General features: G+C 65.2%; 17 protein-coding genes and 1 pseudogene. 10 read left to right on the top strand and 8 right to left on the bottom strand.

Annotated features, from left to right (window positions below; genetic code table 11):
* Nucleotides 1-141 precede the first annotated feature (141 nt).
* From HT579_05075 to HT579_05060, 4 genes and pseudogenes are all read right to left on the bottom strand, one after another.
* Entirely contained in the window at nucleotides 142-849 is a 708-nt protein-coding gene (locus HT579_05075; GenBank protein QKS28361.1) for an SDR family oxidoreductase, read from the bottom strand.
* 34 nt (nucleotides 850-883) lie between these two features.
* Nucleotides 884-1,321, bottom strand: coding sequence for an acyl-CoA thioesterase (locus HT579_05070; GenBank protein ID QKS28360.1), 438 nt, complete (start codon nucleotides 1,319-1,321; stop codon nucleotides 884-886).
* A gap of 241 nt (nucleotides 1,322-1,562) precedes the next feature.
* Nucleotides 1,563-1,993: pseudogene (locus HT579_05065) on the bottom strand (VapC toxin family PIN domain ribonuclease).
* Nucleotides 1,990-2,223 carry a type II toxin-antitoxin system prevent-host-death family antitoxin gene (locus HT579_05060; protein ID QKS28359.1) on the bottom strand — a complete coding sequence of 78 codons (234 nt, stop codon included), beginning with the start codon at nucleotides 2,221-2,223 and terminating at the stop codon, nucleotides 1,990-1,992. The pseudogene HT579_05065 and the gene HT579_05060 overlap by 4 nt, the downstream one beginning before the upstream one ends.
* A 677-nt stretch (nucleotides 2,224-2,900) precedes the next feature.
* Between HT579_05060 and HT579_05055 the strand changes: the two genes are divergently transcribed.
* The 7 genes from HT579_05055 (at nucleotide 2,901) to HT579_05025 (ending at nucleotide 8,806) form a co-directional block, all read left to right on the top strand.
* The gene (locus tag HT579_05055) at nucleotides 2,901-3,299 is read left to right on the top strand and encodes a hypothetical protein (GenBank protein ID QKS28358.1); all 399 of its coding nucleotides are present in this window, start codon (nucleotides 2,901-2,903) and stop codon (nucleotides 3,297-3,299) included.
* The gene (locus HT579_05050) at nucleotides 3,250-4,386 is read left to right on the top strand and encodes a hybrid sensor histidine kinase/response regulator (GenBank protein QKS28357.1); all 1,137 of its coding nucleotides are present in this window, start codon (nucleotides 3,250-3,252) and stop codon (nucleotides 4,384-4,386) included. Before HT579_05055 ends, HT579_05050 begins: the two co-directional genes overlap by 50 nt.
* 998 nt (nucleotides 4,387-5,384) lie before the next feature.
* Complete coding sequence (locus tag HT579_05045; GenBank protein ID QKS28356.1) at nucleotides 5,385-5,693, top strand: hypothetical protein; 309 nt, start codon at nucleotides 5,385-5,387, stop codon at nucleotides 5,691-5,693.
* A 267-nt stretch (nucleotides 5,694-5,960) separates the two neighbouring features.
* Nucleotides 5,961-6,446, top strand: coding sequence for a bacterioferritin (bfr, locus tag HT579_05040; GenBank protein ID QKS28355.1), 486 nt, complete (start codon nucleotides 5,961-5,963; stop codon nucleotides 6,444-6,446).
* 12 nt (nucleotides 6,447-6,458) lie between these two features.
* On the top strand, nucleotides 6,459-6,941 hold the full coding sequence (bfr, locus tag HT579_05035) for a bacterioferritin (GenBank protein QKS28354.1): 483 nt from the start codon (nucleotides 6,459-6,461) through the stop codon (nucleotides 6,939-6,941).
* 70 nt (nucleotides 6,942-7,011) lie between these two features.
* Complete coding sequence (locus HT579_05030; GenBank protein QKS28353.1) at nucleotides 7,012-7,215, top strand: (2Fe-2S)-binding protein; 204 nt, start codon at nucleotides 7,012-7,014, stop codon at nucleotides 7,213-7,215.
* A 301-nt stretch (nucleotides 7,216-7,516) separates the two neighbouring features.
* Nucleotides 7,517-8,806 carry a DUF3391 domain-containing protein gene (locus HT579_05025; protein ID QKS28352.1) on the top strand — a complete coding sequence of 430 codons (1,290 nt, stop codon included), beginning with the start codon at nucleotides 7,517-7,519 and terminating at the stop codon, nucleotides 8,804-8,806.
* A gap of 306 nt (nucleotides 8,807-9,112) precedes the next feature.
* Here the strand turns inward: HT579_05025 and HT579_05020 are convergent, their stop codons facing one another.
* The 3 genes from HT579_05020 to HT579_05010 all read right to left on the bottom strand — a co-directional run bounded on the left by HT579_05020 (nucleotide 9,113) and on the right by HT579_05010 (nucleotide 14,183).
* The gene (locus HT579_05020; GenBank protein QKS28351.1) at nucleotides 9,113-9,316 is read right to left on the bottom strand and encodes an HDOD domain-containing protein; all 204 of its coding nucleotides are present in this window, start codon (nucleotides 9,314-9,316) and stop codon (nucleotides 9,113-9,115) included.
* 224 nt (nucleotides 9,317-9,540) lie between these two features.
* Nucleotides 9,541-12,426 (bottom strand): adenosylcobalamin-dependent ribonucleoside-diphosphate reductase, encoded by a 2,886-nt coding sequence (locus HT579_05015; protein ID QKS28350.1) that lies wholly within the window; start codon nucleotides 12,424-12,426, stop codon nucleotides 9,541-9,543.
* Between the two features lie 338 nt (nucleotides 12,427-12,764).
* Complete coding sequence (locus HT579_05010; GenBank protein QKS28349.1) at nucleotides 12,765-14,183, bottom strand: bifunctional enoyl-CoA hydratase/phosphate acetyltransferase; 1,419 nt, start codon at nucleotides 14,181-14,183, stop codon at nucleotides 12,765-12,767.
* A 289-nt stretch (nucleotides 14,184-14,472) separates the two neighbouring features.
* Between HT579_05010 and HT579_05005 the strand changes: the two genes are divergently transcribed.
* Complete coding sequence (locus HT579_05005; protein QKS28348.1) at nucleotides 14,473-16,569, top strand: molybdopterin oxidoreductase family protein; 2,097 nt, start codon at nucleotides 14,473-14,475, stop codon at nucleotides 16,567-16,569.
* On the opposite strand, the gene rsmI is transcribed toward HT579_05005, so the two are convergent.
* Nucleotides 16,518-17,381, bottom strand: coding sequence for a 16S rRNA (cytidine(1402)-2'-O)-methyltransferase (gene rsmI, locus HT579_05000; GenBank protein QKS28347.1), 864 nt, complete (start codon nucleotides 17,379-17,381; stop codon nucleotides 16,518-16,520). The genes HT579_05005 and rsmI overlap by 52 nt on opposite strands.
* On the opposite strand from rsmI, the gene HT579_04995 reads away from it, so the two are divergent.
* Both HT579_04995 and HT579_04990 read left to right on the top strand, forming a co-directional pair.
* Entirely contained in the window at nucleotides 17,320-17,787 is a 468-nt protein-coding gene (locus tag HT579_04995; protein ID QKS28346.1) for a YraN family protein, read from the top strand. The two genes, rsmI and HT579_04995, sit on opposite strands and share 62 nt — an antisense overlap.
* On the top strand, nucleotides 17,768-18,157 hold the full coding sequence (locus HT579_04990) for an HIRAN protein (GenBank protein QKS28345.1): 390 nt from the start codon (nucleotides 17,768-17,770) through the stop codon (nucleotides 18,155-18,157). The genes HT579_04995 and HT579_04990 overlap by 20 nt, the downstream gene beginning before the upstream one ends.
* Nucleotides 18,158-18,164: the final 7 nt, after the last annotated feature.

Here is an 18,164-nt window from a genome sequence, read left to right as displayed (position 1 = left end):
ATCGACCGGGATCGCTCAGGTTTCCCGATAAGGGCTGCATCGTTGCGCCCAATGCCAGCTGCTGTCGACAACCCAGCACTTGCCCTCCCTGGCCTGCAGCGCGACGGCCTGTCTCCTATGGCCATCCACCGGTGAAGTTGACTACTTGACTACTTGGCCGGTGGTGAACGCAGAGCGCCCGGACACCAGGAATTCGATCAGTTCGCCCACCTCCCGCGGCTCGCCGAGACGCCCCATCGGCACCTTGCTGGCGATTTCGCGGCGTCCTGCAGGGTCATCGATGAAGCGGGCACGGGGGTAATAGGCTTCGCTGTACAGGTAGTTCGGCGCCACGACATTCACCTGGATGCCGAAAGGCGCCGCCTCCTTCGCCAGCGCCAGGGCGAAGGCCTTCGTCCCGGCGCGCACCGCGGTGGCTACGGAAAACCCCGGTTCGGGCTGCATTTGGCGCGCCGAGGTGATGAAGACGAAAGTGCCGCGGCGCGCCAGTTTCATCGGTGGCAACAGCAATTGCGTCAAGCGGTATGGAAAGATCAGCAGGGCCTCGAGGCTGCGGCGCAGTGTTTCGAGCGCGACCTCCTCGATCGGCAACGGCGCATTGGGAAAGACATCGTTGGCAATCACGGCGCCGATCGCGATTCCGCGTTCCTGCAACTCGGCGGCAATGGCATCGGGCGTTTGGCCGCGCAGCGCCACGGCGCCGGCATGCGCGATCTCGAAATCCCGGGCGACAGCCGCGTCGACAAAGCCGGTATCGTGACAGACCAGCCGGTGCTTTTCCCGGAGCAACACCGGCACCGCCCCGGGGCCAACGTACTGGCATGCATGGGTCAGCAGCAAGGCATCCATTTTCGGCTTCCTTCCTTCTTCCGTGAAAGCATCGTCAAAGCAGCGATGCGAACGCCTGCCGGGCGATCACCGAAAAGGGCTGCGAGCGACGCGTCGTGTCGTTGACATGGACGATCACGGTGCTGGCCGTTGCCGCACGCTGGACGTTCTGGAACAACCCCTGTTCGAGGGTGATCGAAGTGCGACCGATCCGGGCGGCACGCGTGCCGATATCGACACGACCGGGCCAGGTGATTTCGGCGTGCAGATCAAGGGTCAGGCGGGCTATCACGAACGAGCACTGCTCATCGGCCAGTGGTCGGTCGGGATTGTAGAGCAGTTCCACGCGTCCGGTCTCGAGCATGCTGGCAAAGACGGCATTGTTGACATGGCCCTGACGGTCGGTGTCGGCGTAGCGCAGTTTCTCGTAGGTGCGCAGCGGGAAGTCATCGATGCGCGCCTCTGCGAGCGGTATCGTTTCAACATCCTGCATGATCGGCTTCCCCCGGATCGGTGGGCGGTTCAGTGCCGGGCACCGCCAGGCGCTCGACCGCCTGCCGGCAAACGGCGAGGATTCGTTCGGAAAGGTCCGGGTCGTCGACCGCACGGGCCGGCGCGATGCCGGCCGCCAGGAGTTTCGCGTGGAGTTCGGGCGAGGTCGCCAGGAAAGACAGAGATTCTCACACGTCATCGCCCGTGTCGTCCTCGGTTTTCTCACCGTCGATGACGGGCTTTCAGTGGAAGCCATGTACGGTCAAGCCGAGAGCCTCGGCCGCGACGGCCGGGACGTGGTCGGCGTTGGCCAGCGCGGTAGCGCCGCTTGCGCGTGCGGCGGCGAGGTACAGGGCATCGACCGCACGCAGGGAAAGTGCCGGAATGATGTCGATCAGGTGGCGCGCCGCGGCATGCTCCTTCAGGGCAACCGACTGAATCTGCCAGGCGCCACCGCGCACATGCCCGTCGAATTCGGCCAGTGCGCACCGTTCGAGCGCGGCGTCGATCGGTCCGGCACGCCAGCGCCGTGCCAGCAGGCGGCGGAACTCGACCAGCGTCAGGGCCGCCGTCGCCGGTGCCCGCTGACGATCGGCCCAGTCGAGAACGTGAAGCGACCAGTACGGCGCACATGGCATTTCGCCAGGGCACCGGTATCGATATGGGCGGTCAAGAGCGATCTTCTTGGTCTTCGGCGAGCAGAACTTCACTGGGTATCGTCTGCAACGGCTGCTTGGCCAGAAGGTCGCGCAGCGAACGCAGACCCGGTCTGGTCGGGTCTATTGGCAAAATGCGCGCCACCGGTTCACCGCGCCGCGTGACGATCACGTCGTCGCCGTCGGCGAACAGTTGCTCGAGGTGGGAAAGCCCTTCGCGAGCCTCACGGATGGTGACGGTGCGCATTGCGAACCTCCTTGTGGCACAAGAGCATTTCTGGTGTCACAACAGCTGCCATCCTGCCAGCCTGGAAGAAGGGTGCGCCGCCGCGATTCTTCCGGCTCCTGCTCCACCCGTCGAGGCCCGGGTGGTTCCCCATCGGCCTGTCCAACACCGTCGCGGAGGCCAACGGCTTCCCTCGCCTGGATGGCTCCAACGCGCTTCACTACCCCCTGATCGCAGCGCCTGCACCCATGCAGCCGGGCGTTCCAATGGTCAAACCGGGCCGTGCTATCCCGTTTCGCCCGCTGAGCCGTGGCTGGCAGACGACACGGTGACCGACAGGGACCCTTGCGAACGGCCCACATCATCAGTTTCGTCTGCAATCCGGCAGGCCTGACGGGCTGCCGGAGCCAGCACGATGGCACGACGAGGCTGGCGAGCAGGAGAGGGAGCGACTCGGGACAAGTCGCCGCGGCACCTTTCCGCCGGCCCCAGCCAAGCACTCGGCCCGGAGGACTGCGGTGGGTTCCCGAGGCCCGGTCCGCCATTGACGCCGCTGCTCGGGAGTTCATATACTCGAGAGCGATTTCGATGGTACCGCTGCATCTGATCCTTCCAGGTGGCGGCCGCGTGCTTCACGTTTCGGGGAGACATGGTGTTGACGATGCTGCCACGGATCCCGCCAACCGCTGCAGCCGAAGTTGGCCGGACTGCGCTGGCCAGGCCGTGCCGCCAATCCGCGCTGCGCGCGGGATGCCGCGCGCCGGAGCGCGGATCGCGCAGGGGAGCGGGCGGGCTTGTCTGCGACCCCTTCCACTGGCACACGCCAACGTGCGTTTGTCCGTCTCGGCTGGCAGTCCTCGGCCGGCGGCAAGCCGCACGGCAGCGATGGTCGAGGGAGTGCCGCTGCCGCATTGCAGCCGGCCGACCAAAGCGGCGGCGCGATCACGCGGCTGCTCGCAGCCGCCAGCCATGATCTGCGTCAGCCACTGCAGGCAATAGGCCTGTGGGTCGCACTCCTGCGCGAGCAGGCGCAAGACCCAAAGGTGCGTGACATTCTGGGCAAGGTTCAGACCACGGCGCAGGGCGCTGAACGCTGAACGCGTACTGGACACGCTGCTGGACGTCACCCGGCTCGAACTGGGAGTGGTGCGTGTGCATCTCGCCGATTTCGCCATCGCAAGTCTTCTGGAGCACGTGGCAAGTACTCTTGCTCCTCTGGCGCGTGACCGGCAGATCGAGTTGCCCGTACACCACTCCTCGGCTGTCGGGCGCTCTGACCCGGATCTCCTCGAGCGCATCCTGTTCAATTTTGTCGCCAATGCCATTCGATACTCGACGCGCGGCGCGGTGCTGGTCGGCTGCCGACGTCAGCGCGGTTTCCTTGCCATCGAAGTCTGGGGCACCGGACCCGGAATCCAGCAGGAGCGGCTGGAGGCCCTCTTCCAGGAATTCGTCCAACTGGGCACAGCGGCAAGCGACCACAATCACGGCAGCGTCGGCCTTGGCCTGTCGATCGCACAACGTACCGCCGCCCTGCTCGGGCATACGATCCAGGTAATGTCCTGCAGCGGAAAGGGCACTTGCTTTCGCGTCGAGATCCCGCTCGCAGAATCTCGGCCAGATCGATTGACAAGGTACGCGCCAACCACGACTGGCGCCGATGACTGCGCGACCGCTCTGTTCGTGTCCTTCGTCGTCGTCGAAGACGAAAGGGACCAGCGCGAGGCCATCGGGCTGCTGCTGCGCGACTGGGGTTGCCATGTCGTCTCTGCGGCATCGGCGGCAGAAGCCCTCGAGCTGCTCCAGGATCATCTGCGCCTGCCGAACCTGCTGCTTGCCGACTACCGGCTCACTGGTGACGAAAACGGTTTGGCGGCGATTCGAGCGATTCGCTCTGCATTGGGCGAGAACATACCAGCGGCGATCATTTCCGGCGACTGCCCGAGCGTCGTCGATGGCTCGAACGACACAGCGGACCTGGCTCTGTTGCGCAAACCCGTGTCACCAGAGAGGCTTCACCACTGTCTCGTCAGTTTGCTGTTCAGCGCGAGTTCGCATCCTGTTGGGTCGGCGCAGCGGCAGCAGGTGCATCGAAGAGGAGGCCCAACCGGTGCGCGGCCACAATGGCCTGCGTACGCGTCGTCACGTCGAGGGCGCGCAGCACGGCTGATACATGTCCCTTGATCGTTCCTTCGCCAGGATTCAACTCGCGGCAGATGAGCTTGATTGGCTTTCCTTGGAGAACCAGATACAGGACATCCGCCTGACGGGGGGTGAGCCCGAGTTCGACTGGCGTGATCGGGCCGACGCCAGTCTGCCCTGCGTTCGCTGTCACCGGCCGGTGCAGCGGCGTAAGCGGCCCCGGGGCGGCTGGTACCCCCCTTGACGAGTACCAGCCGCAGCGCATTGAGCATGATCTCCGATGAGGAATTCTTGGGAATGAAACCCATGGCGCCGGCGTCGATGGCCCGGCGAATGGTCGGTGCGTCATCGACGCCCGGCAACACCACGACGGGCATGCCCGAATGGCGCTCCCGCAGCAGCGCGAGACCATCAAGGCCGCGCATGCCGGCAAGGTTGAAATCCAGCAGGATCAGATGGATGTCCGGATTCGCTTCGCACCAGGCGAAGGCTTCGTCGCAAGTGGCCGCCTGCAGCAGTTCCAGTGTCCCGTTCAGCCGCTGCAGCAGCAACTCGACACCTTCGCGAAACAACTGGTGATCATCCACGAGAAGAATCTTCATGTCGCTGGCTCCGCCGAACGCGGTGCACTTGCTGCTTCATTTTCTGCTGTCGGTCCAGCCCACTGGCTGCGTCCGACCGTTGCGGACATTATCGCAGCCTCGCGACCGTGATGCCGCTCCTTCGGCTGCGGTCTGCGCGGGCATTTGCCGCCGTGGGACGTCGACAGTCTGCGCGAAGCAGCCGCGCCGGACATCCACCAAAGGGCCGTCCCCCATGGCTGCCCCGGATGGATCACGCGAACGGCCCGGCCGTCTGGTGGCAGACCGCCGGCCGCCAATCCGATACCTTCGTGCTTGGCGAAGCGTTCACGGGGCAGATCTGGCGACCGGCAGCCTGCGGTTGGAGGGCTCACCCGGCCAGCATGGCAATCTGCCGCCGCTTCGCCAGGAGGACAGCGCAGCCATCCGGCGGTCGTGTATCAGGACACGTCGAGGACAGTGTCGATCACGGCCGTCGCACGGCACGACCAGACGGCCATTCCTGATGCTGTTGATCGGCATGCACCTTTCCCGGAGTCCTCACATGACAACGAAACGAATGCTGTGACTCTCATCGGCGCCGCGGGCCTCTTGCTGCCGAATGTGAACGACCTCGATTTCCAGATGTTCAACGGTCTCGGACCCACTGGCTTGCGCGTCGTATTCACCGAGGTTACCGCGCAGCGCCTGGTCGCCGAGCCGTTGTCGCTGGCCTTGGTCGGCATGGCGCTCACCGGTCTCGGTACGTTCCGGCGTCGGCAGGTCTGAGACCGCGCAGCCACAGGACGGCGGCTTTGCCGTCGTCCGTGCGGCTCCCGGAGAGCCCGCCAAAGCCTTGCTGCCTGGCCCTGCGTCGACCGCCTGCGGGCACTCACTTGCGCGGCAGCTCGCCGAAGATACTGAACCGGCAGGGAAGAACGCTGTCCACTACGGCCGGAGCAGGAGACGAAGCGACATGACGCCGGTCGCCGCAACACCTTTCCGCTTGCCCCAGCCAAACACTTGAACCGGCACCGCCGGCTCCCGGAGGGTTTCATGAAAGGCGACGCAAAGATCATCAAGCTGCTGAACGACCTCCTCGCCGGCGAACTGTCCGCCGTCGACCAGTACCTCATCCACGGTGAAATGTATTCCGACATGGGCTTCCAGCGGTTGGCCGAAAGGGCGTTGCACGAGTCCGAGCACGAGCGCCAGCACGCACAGGCGATCATGCAGCGGATCCTGTTTCTCGAAGGAACTCCCGACATGAGCAGGCGCAGTGCGCTGACCATCGGCAAGACGGTCCCGGAAATGCTGCAGGCGGATCTGGACTACGAATTCCACGTCGTCGCCGAGTTGAAGAAAGCCATCGCCATCTGCGAGAAGGCGCAGGACTACGTAACGCGCGACATGCTCGCCGTGCAGCTCGACGACACCGAGATGGACCACGCCTACTACCTCGAAAAACAACTGCGGCTGATCGAACTGGTCAGCCTGCAGAACTATCAACAGAGCCAGATCGACTCTGGCAGGACGGCCTGACGAGGGGCTGCGATGAAAATGGACAGGAGAATCGTCGCTGCCCTGAACAAGGTGCTGAAGAACGAACTGACGGCGATCAACCAGTACTTCCTGCACGCCCGCGTTTTCCGCCACTGGGGCCTCGAGAAGCTCAACGACTACCGCTACCGGCAGTCGCTGCGCGTCATGAAGGAAGCGGACCGGGTGATCGACCGCATCCTGTTCCTCGAGGGGTTGCCCAACCTGCAGAACCTGGGCAAGCTGCTGATCGGTGAAAACGTCGTCGAGTGCCTGCAGGGCGACCTGCGGCACGAACGCGAAATCCACCGTCCGCTCCTGGTCGAGAGCATCGCCCTGTGCGAAGAACTGCAGGACTTCGTCAGCCGCGACCTGCTCGAAGAACTGCTGCAACATTGCGAGGAAGCCATCGACTGGCTCGAGACGCAGCACGCGCTGATTGACCGGGTCACCCTGCAGAACTACCTGCAGGTTTTCATGGACCCCGGCGACGACTGAGCGGTCGGCAGGCGAACGCAGCCGCGGCGGCCGGCCTTGCCGCCCGCTCGGTCATTCCTGGAGAGAGATCGTGTACGTCTGCGTCTGCATGGCGGTCACCGAGGAGCAGATTCACGAGGCCGCCCGGCGTGGAGCACGGACGTTGAACGACCTGCGACGTGATCTCGGAGTCGCCAGCGAATGTGGCAGCTGCGCAACGGTTGCGCGCCACTGCCTGAAGGATGCCCAGGAGATGCGCCAGAAAGCCGCCAAGGCGAAGCGACCAACGGCCTGAGTCGCCTCAGTGGCCCGAGCGGCACGGCGACCGGCAAGACCAGCATCGCCGGAACGATGCGCCATCTCGATCGCAACCTCCGCCAGGTCATCGACCATCTGCGCAGTGCAAGCACGCCGTGGGCCCTTGCCCAGGCTCGACTCACGGTGCGTGATGGGGTTTGCCCGGGCGCCGGCAGGGCGATTGCCTTGCGGCATGCTATTACCGGTGCTACGCTCGCCTTACCCCTTCTGGCGACAGCAAGATGTCGAACAATTCCGAAAGACCCGTTGCCATCCACCCATCCCAGGTCGTCGTCGGCTTGTATGTCTGGCTCGATCTGCCCTGGAGCGAACATCCATTTCTCTGCAACCGATTCAAGGTCAGCAACGTCCAGCAGATTGCCGCCATTCATGCCAGTCCCGTTCAAGGAAAGCTGTATTACCTCCCGGAGAAAAGCACCGCCGTTCCCTTGCCGCTGACGGCTTGCGATGTGCCGACCGGCATGTCAGGGGAACCGGACGTTGCAGCAGAAGGACTCCGTTCAGAAGCTGCTCCAGGCGCAGGCAAGGTGTCCGACGATCCGTCCGACGACCTTTCCGGCAAGGACTGGTGTGCGGAAATCGCCCGCGAGAAACAGCGGAAGGAGGATCGCAGGCGCACGCAGCAGGAGGTCGCCGCCCGTGCCGAGCGGGCCTGGGAAAGCGCAGCCCGTGTGACGCGTGAAGCGATGATTCAGATGACGCACTCCCCGAAGCAGGCCGGTGCGAAGCTGCTTGATCTGTCGGAAGACATCGCCAAACGGATTGCCCACGGTCAGGAAGTTGTGCTTCGTCTGATTGGTGACAAGGGAGACGAAGGACCACAGTTCCACGCGCTCAACGTCATGACCCTGTCGGTGTTGCTGGGAAGGGTTGCGGGGCTCGATGAGGGCCAACTCGCCGAATTGGCGCTGGGAACACTGGCCCACGACATTGGCAAGGCAAGAATCCCGACGCACATCCTCAGAGCCAAGAACCGCACCAAGTACGAGGAGGAGTTCTGTCGACGACATGGCGCCTATGGTGTCGAAGTCGCGGAAGTGTCCGGTGCGTTTGGCCAGTCTGCCCTGTCAATCATCGCCGACCATCATGAATACCTGGATGGCAGTGGCTGGCCGACGGGGAAGCGCAACCCCGGCTTGGCCGCACGCATCGGGGCACTCGTCAATCGCTATGACCGCCTGTGTGCGCCGGAGTCACCCGAACGGGATGCGTTGATGCCAACAGCGGCTTTGGCCCGCCTGTTCCGGGTCGAGTCGGCCAAGTTCGATCAACGCCTGCTGAGCATGCTCATCAAGTTGCTCGGTGTGTACCCCCCGGGCACCATTGTCCGTCTCAGCGACGAATCGCACGGGTTGGTCGTCGCCCCGGGGAAGGAAAGCCTGCGCCCAACCATCCTCATCTACAACCCGGAATTCGAGAAGCAGGACGCGCCAACTGTCAACCTCGCCGAAGTTCCCGAACTCAGGGTCGAAGCGGCGCTGCCACCGGCAAGCGTTCCGGCAGACATATTGCACTGGTTGAAACCCAGGGAGCGTCTCTCGTACTTCTTCTCCAGTGACACGAACTGAAGATGTGGCGTTGCGTGTCAGGGCCTACCGACAGGCCGTCAAGGAACCGTTGCTGACAGACAGCGCATCACGCTGATGGGGAATGCCGGCGGCCGGCTTGCTGTGGCCGGCAGACGGACTCGGTGCTGTAACCGCGACATCCGGCAACCGGTGCCTTCAACCCGGGCAGCGTCTGCCGACAATCCGGGAACTTCTCCATCAGGATCGCAATACCGACATCGTGAAACAGCCCGCAACGGTAGGCGTCGCCCCGTGGGTCCGTGGCGGATCGCCGAGGCGATGTGCCGGGACATGCGGGCCGCCTTTTCAACTGTCGCAGAAGCGCTCCAGCGAAGCCGCCCTGTCACCGAAAACGGCCTTCAGCGCCAGACTGGTAACGATCTGCACCGTGGCCGCCAGTCCCAGCTGGTTGACCGCCTGTGCGGTGGAGCCGATCCTTCCGCTCAGACCGAAGAAGGGCGAATTCACCTTCTTCAGGACCGTGGCACAGAGACCCAGGTCGCCAGCCATCAAGCGCGACCACCTGCGCATCAGGGTCGTTGTTCTTCAGTTCGCTGTGGATCTGTACCAGAACCGGCGGCCCGGTGGGGATCGTGATTCCCTTCAGCGTTCTCGCGACGACTTCCAGGGTGATCGACCTGCCCATTCGCCTTCTCCTGCTCACACCGCACTCCGCTCGACCTCTTGGTTCAAGAGGGTGGAGGGATTCTTCCGGGACCGGGTGCATCACGCCATTAGCCGCAACTGCCGACCGCGCCGCAGGCGGTGCAGAAGTCGCAGCCATCCTTGCGGATCATCGTCATGTTGCCGCACTCGCTGCAGAGCTTGCCGGCAGTGGGCTGTGCGTTGCTGCTGCCAGCCGGGTTCTGCAGGATGCCCATCTGCTGCAGCGGCAAACCGTTCTCGTCGAGGATGCCGAGCATCGCATAGCGGTGGATGATCAACTGCGCGAGGTAGGCCACCGTCGACGGGTAGTTCGTCTGGCGACGGGTCCCGGGGATGAAGGCCATGAAGTCGCCGAGCGGCTCGGGATAGTCGAGCAGCTTGCGCAGCTTCATGCCGATCCATGCCGGGTCGATGACGCGCATGTCGAAGGACAGGAGTTTCGTCAGCCCGTCGAGGGCGCGCGGATAGTTGCCCGACAGCCACACCGAGTAGGGCCGCGTGACGCCGTCCGGCAGGGTGATTTCCTTCAGGCCGAGGACGAAATCCTCGCCAGTCGCCGGGTTGAAGACATCGACGGTCCATGACAGCGTGCCGTCGGTGCCGGTCTTCGGTTCCTTGCGGCTGAACATGGCGTCGAGCACCGGCGTCGGCCCTTCGTGCCTGAACGAGTCGAGCCGGTCGACGCGGAACTGGATCAACTGGGCCATCGCGGCGACCACCGAGGGCATGCGCTTCCTTTCGCCATGCGGCGGAAACGGCATCTCGAAGCCCTCGTCGCCGGCGGTCCTGGCCAGCGATTCGAGCTTCAGCGCCAGCCAGCCATGATCATTGGCGCGCATGTCCATCGACAGGGTCTTGGCGACGGCGCCAAGACCGCGCGGCTGCTCGGGCCCGTTGACCCAGGCTTCGAATGGCCAATGGCGGCCATCCTGCTCGATCTGGCCGACAAAGAGGGCGAACTTGCCGTGCGTGTGCTCGATCATGTAGGTCCAGGCCATGTTGCCCTCCAGCATGTTCGGGCGGTTCGGCCAGCGCAGGCTGGCGAGCACCGGTGCCGGCAATGTCTTGATCGTCAGCCGGCGGTTGGCATCGCCAATCTCGAAGTCCTGCGGCTGCTTGCGGTCTTCGACCTGCTTCTGCGACTCGACCGAGAGCACCGAGCCAAGGACGGCGTTCGGGCGATAGGTGGCGAGCCCCTTGAGGCCCGATTTCCAGGCGGCGAAATAGAGATCCTGGAACTCTTCGTAGGGATAGTCGGCCGGCACGTTGACGGTCTTCGAGATCGAGGTGTCGATGTACGGTGCCACCGCCGCAACCATGTCCTTGTGTGCCTTGGCCGAGATTTCGAGCGCGGTGACGAAGTAATCGGGCAGCTTCTCGACATCGCCACCGAGATGCCTGTAGAGCCGCCAGGCGTAGTCCTCGACGGCGTATTCCTTGAGGGTGCCATCGGCCATACGCTTCTTGCGGCTGTAGGTCCAGGAGAACGGTGGTTCGATGCCGTTCGAGGCATTGTCGGCAAAAGCCAGCGAGATGGTGCCGGTCGGCGCGATCGACAGCAGGTGCGAGTTGCGCAGTCCGTGCCTGCGGATTTCGCTCTTGATGTCGGCCGGCAGGTGCGAGGCAAAGTTGCCACCAGAGAGGTAGAGTTCGGCATTGAAGAGCGGGAAGGCGCCGCGCTCCTTGGCCAGTTCGACCGAAGCCAGGTAGGCGGTATCGCGCATGAACTCCGAAATGCGGGCGCCCATGGCCATTGCTTCCGGACGATCGTAGCGCAGGCGCAGCATGCACAGCGTGTCGCCGAGGCCGGTGAAGCCGAGGCCGACGCGACGCTTGTTGGCCGCTTCCTCACGCTGCCGCTCGAGCGGCCAGGCGGTGACGTCGAGCACATTGTCGAGCATGCGCGTGGACAGCTTGACGACCTCGCCGAAGGCTTCGAAGTCGAACTCGGCGTCGATCGTGAAAGGCGACCTGACGAACAGCGTCAGGTTGATCGAGCCGAGGCAGCAGCAGCCGTAGGGCGGCAGCGGCTGCTCGGCGCAGGGGTTGGTGGCCTCGATGACTTCGCAGTAGTAGAGGTTGTTGTCCTTGTTCATGCGGTCGAGAAAGAGGATTCCCGGCTCGGCATGATCGTAGGTGGATTTCATCACCTGGTCCCACAGGTCGCGTGCGCGCACGCGCCGGTAAACCCAGATGCCGTCTTCGCGCTGGAAGGCGCCGGCGCGCTTCATGTCCGGACTCGGTTCGGCGCGATGCGTCAGCTCGACCTCCGTGTCGGCTTCGACGGCCTGCATGAAAGCGTCGGTGACGGCGATCGAGACGTTGAAGTTGCTCAGGTCACCATGATCCTTGGCGTGGATGAAGACCTCGATGTCCGGGTGGTCGCAGCGCAGCACGCCCATCTGCGCACCGCGCCGGGCGCCGGCCGATTCGACGGTCTCGCACGAGCGGTCGAAGACGCGCATGTACGACACCGGCCCCGAGGCGCGCGACTGCGTTCCCTTGACCAGGGCACCGATCGGCCGGATCGACGAGAAGTCGTAGCCGACACCGCCGCCGCGGCGCATGGTCTCGGCGGCTTCGGCAAGGGCGCTGTAGATGCCCGGCCTGCCGTCGACGATCTCGACCACCGAGTCACCGATCGGCTGCACGAAGCAGTTGATCAGCGTCGCCGCGAGCGTCGTGCCGGCGGCCGAGTTGATCCGCCCGGCGGGGACGAAACCGTTCTCCTGCGCCCACAGGAAGCGCGCCTCCCAGTGCGCGCGCTGTTTCTCCTCCTCGTTGGCTGCGAGCGCGCAGGCGACCCGCCGGCGCACGTCGTGCACGCTGGTCTCGCTGCCCTTGGCGTACTTTTCGACCAGCACCTCGCCCGAAATCTCCTGCTCGGCGAGCGGCACGATCGCCGGCGCCTCGGCGATCGCCGACAGGGGTAACTGGTAGGTAAGCTGGCTCATGGTTTCTGTCCCTTGGTTGTGTGGTTGGCGATGGATCCTGCAGATGCTGCTGTTCCCATTGACTCTTGCGATACGGTGTCGTTGCATCGAACGCCGCCCCCGGCTCATCATCAGGGGGCACGGCCGTGCTTCCCAGACCGCGGCGTCACGGATGCAAAGCTACTACATCTAGTGTCATTCAGCAAGAAAATTACTAAATGTAGTTATCCACAACCGCACAGGCCGCGCGCAGGAAAGTTCGTGGAATCACCGTCTTGGAACCACGGGCAGGCACCAGGAATCCTTTCTGCCGCCGGCCCCGCGCCGGATGGGGTGCGCGAAGCCGACGGCAGGCGTGCTCAGGCCGGCTTCTGGCGCTCGCGATTGGCATGCGCGATCAGCGAGGCAATGACGCAGGAGGCAATGCGGGTCTCGGCTGTATCGGCACGACTGGTGAGGACGATTGGCACGCGCGCACCGAGGACGATGCCGGAGCTGAGCGCGTTGGCCAGATACTCGAGCTGTTTGGCGATCATGTTGCCCGATTCGAGGTCGGGCACGACGAGGATGTCGGCGCGGCCGGCGACCGCCGAGGTGATTCCCTTGGTCTTGGCAGCGACCAGCGAGATGGCGTTGTCGAAGGCCAGTGGCCCATCCAGCACGCCGCCCCTGATCTGCCCGCGGTCGGCCATCTTGCACAGCGCGGCAGCATCGAGCGTCGACTGGATCTTCGGGCTGACGGTTTCCACTGCCGACAGGATCGCCACCTTGGGCTCGGGCGTGCCGATGATGTGCGCCAACTCGATCGCGTTCTGGATGATGTCGACCTTGTCCTGCAGCGTCGGCGCGATGTTGATTGCCGCATCGGTGATCATGATCGGCCGCGGATAGGTCGGCACGTCCATCAGGAAGACATGGCTGATGCGGCGCTCGGTGCGCAGGCCGGCGCTGCGCGAGATCACCTCGGCCATCAGCTCGTCGGTGTGCAGGCTGCCCTTCATCAGTGCCTCGGCGTCGCCGCTGCGGATCAGCGTCACCGCCATCGCCGCTGCTTCGTGGCTGTGCTTGACGTTGACGATCCGGTGCTGCGCCAGATCGAAGCCGTTCTCCTCGGCCACCGCCCGAATCTTCTGCTCCGGTCCGACCAGGATCGGCTCGATCAGTCGCGCCTCGGCGGCCAGCAGGGCGCCCTTGAGCGACTCGCGGTCGCAGGGATGCACCACCGCCATGTCGATCGCCGCCAGGCCCTCGGCACGCTGGACCAGTGCCTGCAGGCGTGCGTACTTGTCGGAGATGGTGATTTCCGGCATCGCCACGCGCTTCGTCCGGATCTTCTCGGCCGGCGCCAGCACCTCGGCGCTGCCCGAGACGACGAGCATGTTGTCCTGGTTGAAACAGGCGCAATCGAGAATGATGTGATGGTTGTGATCGAATTTCTGTCGCACCGTCACCGTCACCGTCAGCGTGTCGCCGATCGTCACCGGGCGGGCGAAACGCAGCGTCGATTCGATGAGGATCGTTCCGGGCCCCGGGAACTGCGTGCCGATCGTCGTCGACAGCAGCGAGGCGCTCCACATGCCGTGCGCGATGAAATCGCGGAACAGGCCGCTGTGACGGAACTCGGCCGTCGCCAGCGCCGGGTTCATGTCACCAGACATCAGGCTGAACAGCTTGACGTCCTCGGGGCGCAAGGTGCGGATCAGCGAGGAAGTGTCACCGATGTTGATCTCGTCGTAGGTTCGACTTTCGAGGTACTCCAGAGGTGTTTCGAAATGCATGATCGTCCTCCGCATGATGCGCGCAATGATGTTCGGCGGCGGTGCCGGACGATGCCGCGCAATCCGCACAGCCGCCCGCCAGGGACTCGCCCACAGGCCATATTATGCTGCAATGCAGCACGCAATGGTATGCCCGTCCTGCCCGCTGCCGGCATCCTCGGTCGGCCACTGAGCGGCGCACCGAACAACTGCACTGCAAGCGGCCGCTGCCTTGCGAACGGTGCCCACGCGGCCGGCAAACTGCTATCGTGTCGGCGTTGCCGTTCTCTCCTTTGCCGGAAACCTGACCATGGCCCAACCCGCTGCCGAAGACGCCGTCAGCCACACCATTCGTGGCGCCTGCCCGCATGATTGCCCGGACACCTGCGCACTCGAAGTCACCGTCGGCGAGGGCCGGGTGCTGAAGGTCGCCGGTGCGACCGATCACCCGCCGACCGCCGGCGTGCTGTGTACCAAGGTGGCGTACTACCCCGAGCGCATCCACCACCCGCAACGTCTGCTCTACCCGCTGCGCCGCGTGGGTGCGAAGGGGCCTGGGGCACGCTTCGAACGGATCGGTTGGGACGAGGCACTGAAGACCATCGCCGACCGTTTCCGCAGCATCGTTGCCAGCCATGGCCCGGAGGCGATCGTCCCCTACAGTTATGCCGGCAACTCGGGGCTGCTCGGCTATGGTTCGCTCGACCGCCGTTTCTTCCACCGTCTCGGCGCCGCACAGCTCGACCGGACGATCTGCGCCAGTGCCGGTGCCATGGGCTACCGCGCGACGATCGGTGCGAGCATCGGCTTCGACGCCGAGAACGTCGTCGATTCGCGGCTGATCCTTCTCTGGGGAAGCAACAGCGTCGTCTCCAACCTGCATTTCTGGCGCCTGGCACAGGAAGCCAGGCGGCGCGGTGCCTGCCTGATCGCCATCGACCCCTGCCGGACGATCACTGCCGACCGCTGCGACCAGCACATCGCGCTGCTGCCTGGCACCGACAGCGCGCTGGCGCTCGGCCTGATGCACGTGCTGATCCGCGACGATCTTCTCGACCACGAATACATCGCCCGCCACACGCTCGGTTTCGCGGCGCTCGCCGAGCGTGTGCGCGCCTATCCGCCGGCGCACGTGGCGGCGATCTGCGGCATCGACGAGCGCATCGTCGAGGAACTCGCGCACGCCTACGGCAGCACGCGGCCGACGGCAATCCGCACCAACTACGGCATCAACCGTACCGCCGGCGGCGGCATGGCGCTGCGCACGATCGCCTGCCTGCCGGCGCTCACCGGTGCCTGGCGCGACCCCGCCGGCGGTGTGCTGCTGTCCACCTCGGGCAATTACCCGGTGAACACGGCGGCGCTCGAACGACCCGACCTGATGCCACAACCGACACCACGCGTCATCAACATGAGCACCATCGGCCACGACCTGCTGCACGCACGGCCGCCAATCCAGGCGATCTTCGTCTACAACAGCAACCCGCTGGCAGTCGCCCCGCAGTCGGGCGAGGTGGTGCGCGGGTTTTCCCGCAGCGACCTGTTCACCGTCGTGCACGACCTCTTTCAGACCGACACCGCCGACTACGCCGACATCCTGCTGCCGGCCACCAGCCACATGGAACAGCTCGACATCCACAAGTCCTACGGCCACCTGTACATCCAGGTCAACCAACCGGCGATCGCCCCGCTCGGCGAGGCGCTGCCGAACACCGAACTCTTCCGTCGCCTGGCATCGCGGATGGGGTTCACCGAGCCGTGCTTCGCCGACAGCGACGAGGAACTCTGCCGCCAGGCTTTCGACTGGAACGATCCACGCCTCGCCGGCCTGTCGTGGGAGAAGCTCGCACACGACGGGCACGCTCGCCTCAACCTGCCGCAGCGCTACGCGCCGTTCGCCGACGGCGGTTTCCCGACGCCGTCGGGCAAGTGCGAGTTTTACAGCCAGATGCTCGCAGACCAGGGACTCGACCCCCTGCCCGCCTTCATCGCACCCCGCGAATGGCGGCACAGCCCTCTCGCAGAGGAATTCCCGCTGGCCCTGCTGACGCCGCCGGCACGCAACTTCCTCAACACCAGCTTTGCCAACTCGCAGCGCTTCCTCGAGCAGGAGAAGTCGCCGGCCATCCTCATCAATCCCGGCGACGCCGCGCAGAGGGCGATTGCCCACGGCGACCCGGTACGCATCTTCAACCATCGCGGCGAGTTCGCCGCCCGAGCCGTCGTCAGCGACCGCGCGCGAGCGGGCGTCGTCGTCGCCACCTCGATCTGGTGGCGGAAGCTGTCACCCGACGGGCGCAACTGCAACGAGGTGACCAGCCAGGCGCTGACCGACATGGGAGGAGGCGCGACCTTCTATGACTGCCTGGTGGAAGTGGCCGCCTCGTGCCAGCGCAAAGCTTCCTGATAGAGGGCTTTCCTGCCGGCGCCCGTGATCGCGTGCGCCAGCCGTGCCGCCTGGCTCGGCGGCAGCCCGTCGTCGAGCAGCAGTCGCAGCACCCGCCCGCCTTCGGCGCTCGCGACCACCGCCGGCGCACCCGAAACGATCAGCACGAACTCGCCGCGCTGGCGATTGGCGTCCGCCAGCAGCCACTCCTGCGCCTCGCCCAGACTGCAGGCATGGATGCTCTCGAACAGCTTCGTCAGCTCGCGCGCGAGCAACAGCGTGCGCTGCGGGCCGAAGGCCTCGAGCAGCGCGGCGACCGCTTCGACAATGCGGTGCGGCGCTTCGTAGAAGACCAGTGCGTACGGCAGCCCGGCGAGTTCGCGCAGCGCTTCGGCTCGCTGCCCGGATTTGCTCGGCAGGAAGCCGTAGAAGAGGAAATGCGCTTCGCTCAGACCAGCGGCCGAGAGCGCGACGATCGCGGCGCAGGGTCCCGGCAGCGGTACGATTCGCTGGCCGGCGGCGCGCACGCGCGCCACCAGCCGGGCTCCCGGGTCGGAGATGCCGGGTGTCCCGGCATCGACCACGAGCGCCACCGATTCGCCGGCAGCGAGCAGCGCGACGACCCGTTGTGCCGCAGCCTCCTCGTTGTGCTGATGCGCCGCGAGCAGGCGCGCGCTGCAGCCGTAGTGGCGCAGCAGTGGCGCCGTGTGCCGCGTGTCCTCGGCGGCCACCCACGGTACCTGGCGCAGGACGTCGAGCGCGCGCTGCGTCATGTCGCCGAGATGGCCCAGTGGCGTCGGTACCAAATATAATGCGGCTGATTCGTTCGTCATCGGGGTCGGCTGGCAGGTGAACGGCAAAGATAACACGCCCGGGCCCGCCGGGAACCCGGCCAAGGCCGGCCAAGTGGCCGAAGAACTGGCGGCACGCTTCCTCGCGGCACGCGGACTGAGCGTTCTGCAGCGCAACTTCCGCTGCCGTGGTGGCGAGGTCGACCTGATCTGCGGCGATGGGCAGGCACTGGTCTTCGTCGAAGTGCGGCTGCGCCGCAACGCCAGCTACGGCGGAGCCGGTGCCAGCATCACCCGCGCCAAGCAGCGGCGAATCGTCCTCGCTGCCGAGCAGTATCTGGCCACGCGCAGCGGCGGCGAATGCGACTGCCGCTTCGACTGCATCCTGCTCGACGGGCTGTCGACCACCGCCATCGAGTGGATCCGCGATGCCTTTTCGGCGCCTTGAGCGGGTCCTTCGGCTCACCCTCGCCCTGCTTCTGCTCGCACCGCCGGCGCACGGCCGTGAAGCAGTCCGCGTCCTGGTGCAGAGTTCGCCGCTGGCCGGCAGCCAGTACTACGCTGCCAGCGCGCTGTGGTCGCAGATCCGGATCGGTGACCGGCTGACGCTGGTGCGCGAAGCCGACAACCGGCACGACCGCAACGCGGTGCGCGTGGGCTGGAACGGTCACCAGCTCGGTTACGTTCCACGCGCCGAGAACCGCGCCGTCGCCCGCGCCCTCGACGCCGGCGAGCGGCTCGACGCGCGCGTGTCAAGATTGCGGCAGGACCCCAATCCCTGGCGCCGGGTCGAGTTCGAGGTCTTCCTGCTGCTCTGATGTTAGA

The sequence above is a fragment of the Candidatus Accumulibacter similis genome (genome assembly GCA_013347225.1).
Classification (GTDB): Bacteria; Pseudomonadota; Gammaproteobacteria; order Burkholderiales; family Rhodocyclaceae; genus Accumulibacter; species Accumulibacter similis.
The sequence above is the reverse complement of the archived record's forward strand: the minus strand, read 5'-3'. Positions and strand labels throughout refer to the sequence as shown.

Bases quoted from the DNA above. Each gene is read 5' to 3' on its own strand.
- HT579_05075 (QKS28361.1), bottom strand. From the start codon at position 849: ATGGATGCCTTGCTGCTGACCCATGCATGCCAGTACGTTGGCCCCGGG.
- HT579_05070 (QKS28360.1), bottom strand. From the start codon at position 1,321: ATGCAGGATGTTGAAACGATACCGCTCGCAGAGGCGCGCATCGATGAC.
- HT579_05060 (QKS28359.1), bottom strand. From the start codon at position 2,223: ATGCGCACCGTCACCATCCGTGAGGCTCGCGAAGGGCTTTCCCACCTC.
- bfr (QKS28355.1), top strand. From the start codon at position 5,961: ATGAAAGGCGACGCAAAGATCATCAAGCTGCTGAACGACCTCCTCGCC.
- bfr (QKS28354.1), top strand. From the start codon at position 6,459: ATGAAAATGGACAGGAGAATCGTCGCTGCCCTGAACAAGGTGCTGAAG.
- HT579_05020 (QKS28351.1), bottom strand. From the start codon at position 9,316: ATGGCTGGCGACCTGGGTCTCTGTGCCACGGTCCTGAAGAAGGTGAAT.
- HT579_05015 (QKS28350.1), bottom strand. From the start codon at position 12,426: ATGAGCCAGCTTACCTACCAGTTACCCCTGTCGGCGATCGCCGAGGCG.
- HT579_05010 (QKS28349.1), bottom strand. From the start codon at position 14,183: ATGCATTTCGAAACACCTCTGGAGTACCTCGAAAGTCGAACCTACGAC.
- HT579_05005 (QKS28348.1), top strand. From the start codon at position 14,473: ATGGCCCAACCCGCTGCCGAAGACGCCGTCAGCCACACCATTCGTGGC.
- HT579_04995 (QKS28346.1), top strand. From the start codon at position 17,320: ATGTCGCCGAGATGGCCCAGTGGCGTCGGTACCAAATATAATGCGGCT.
- rsmI (QKS28347.1), bottom strand. From the start codon at position 17,381: ATGACGAACGAATCAGCCGCATTATATTTGGTACCGACGCCACTGGGC.
- HT579_04990 (QKS28345.1), top strand. From the start codon at position 17,768: ATGCCTTTTCGGCGCCTTGAGCGGGTCCTTCGGCTCACCCTCGCCCTG.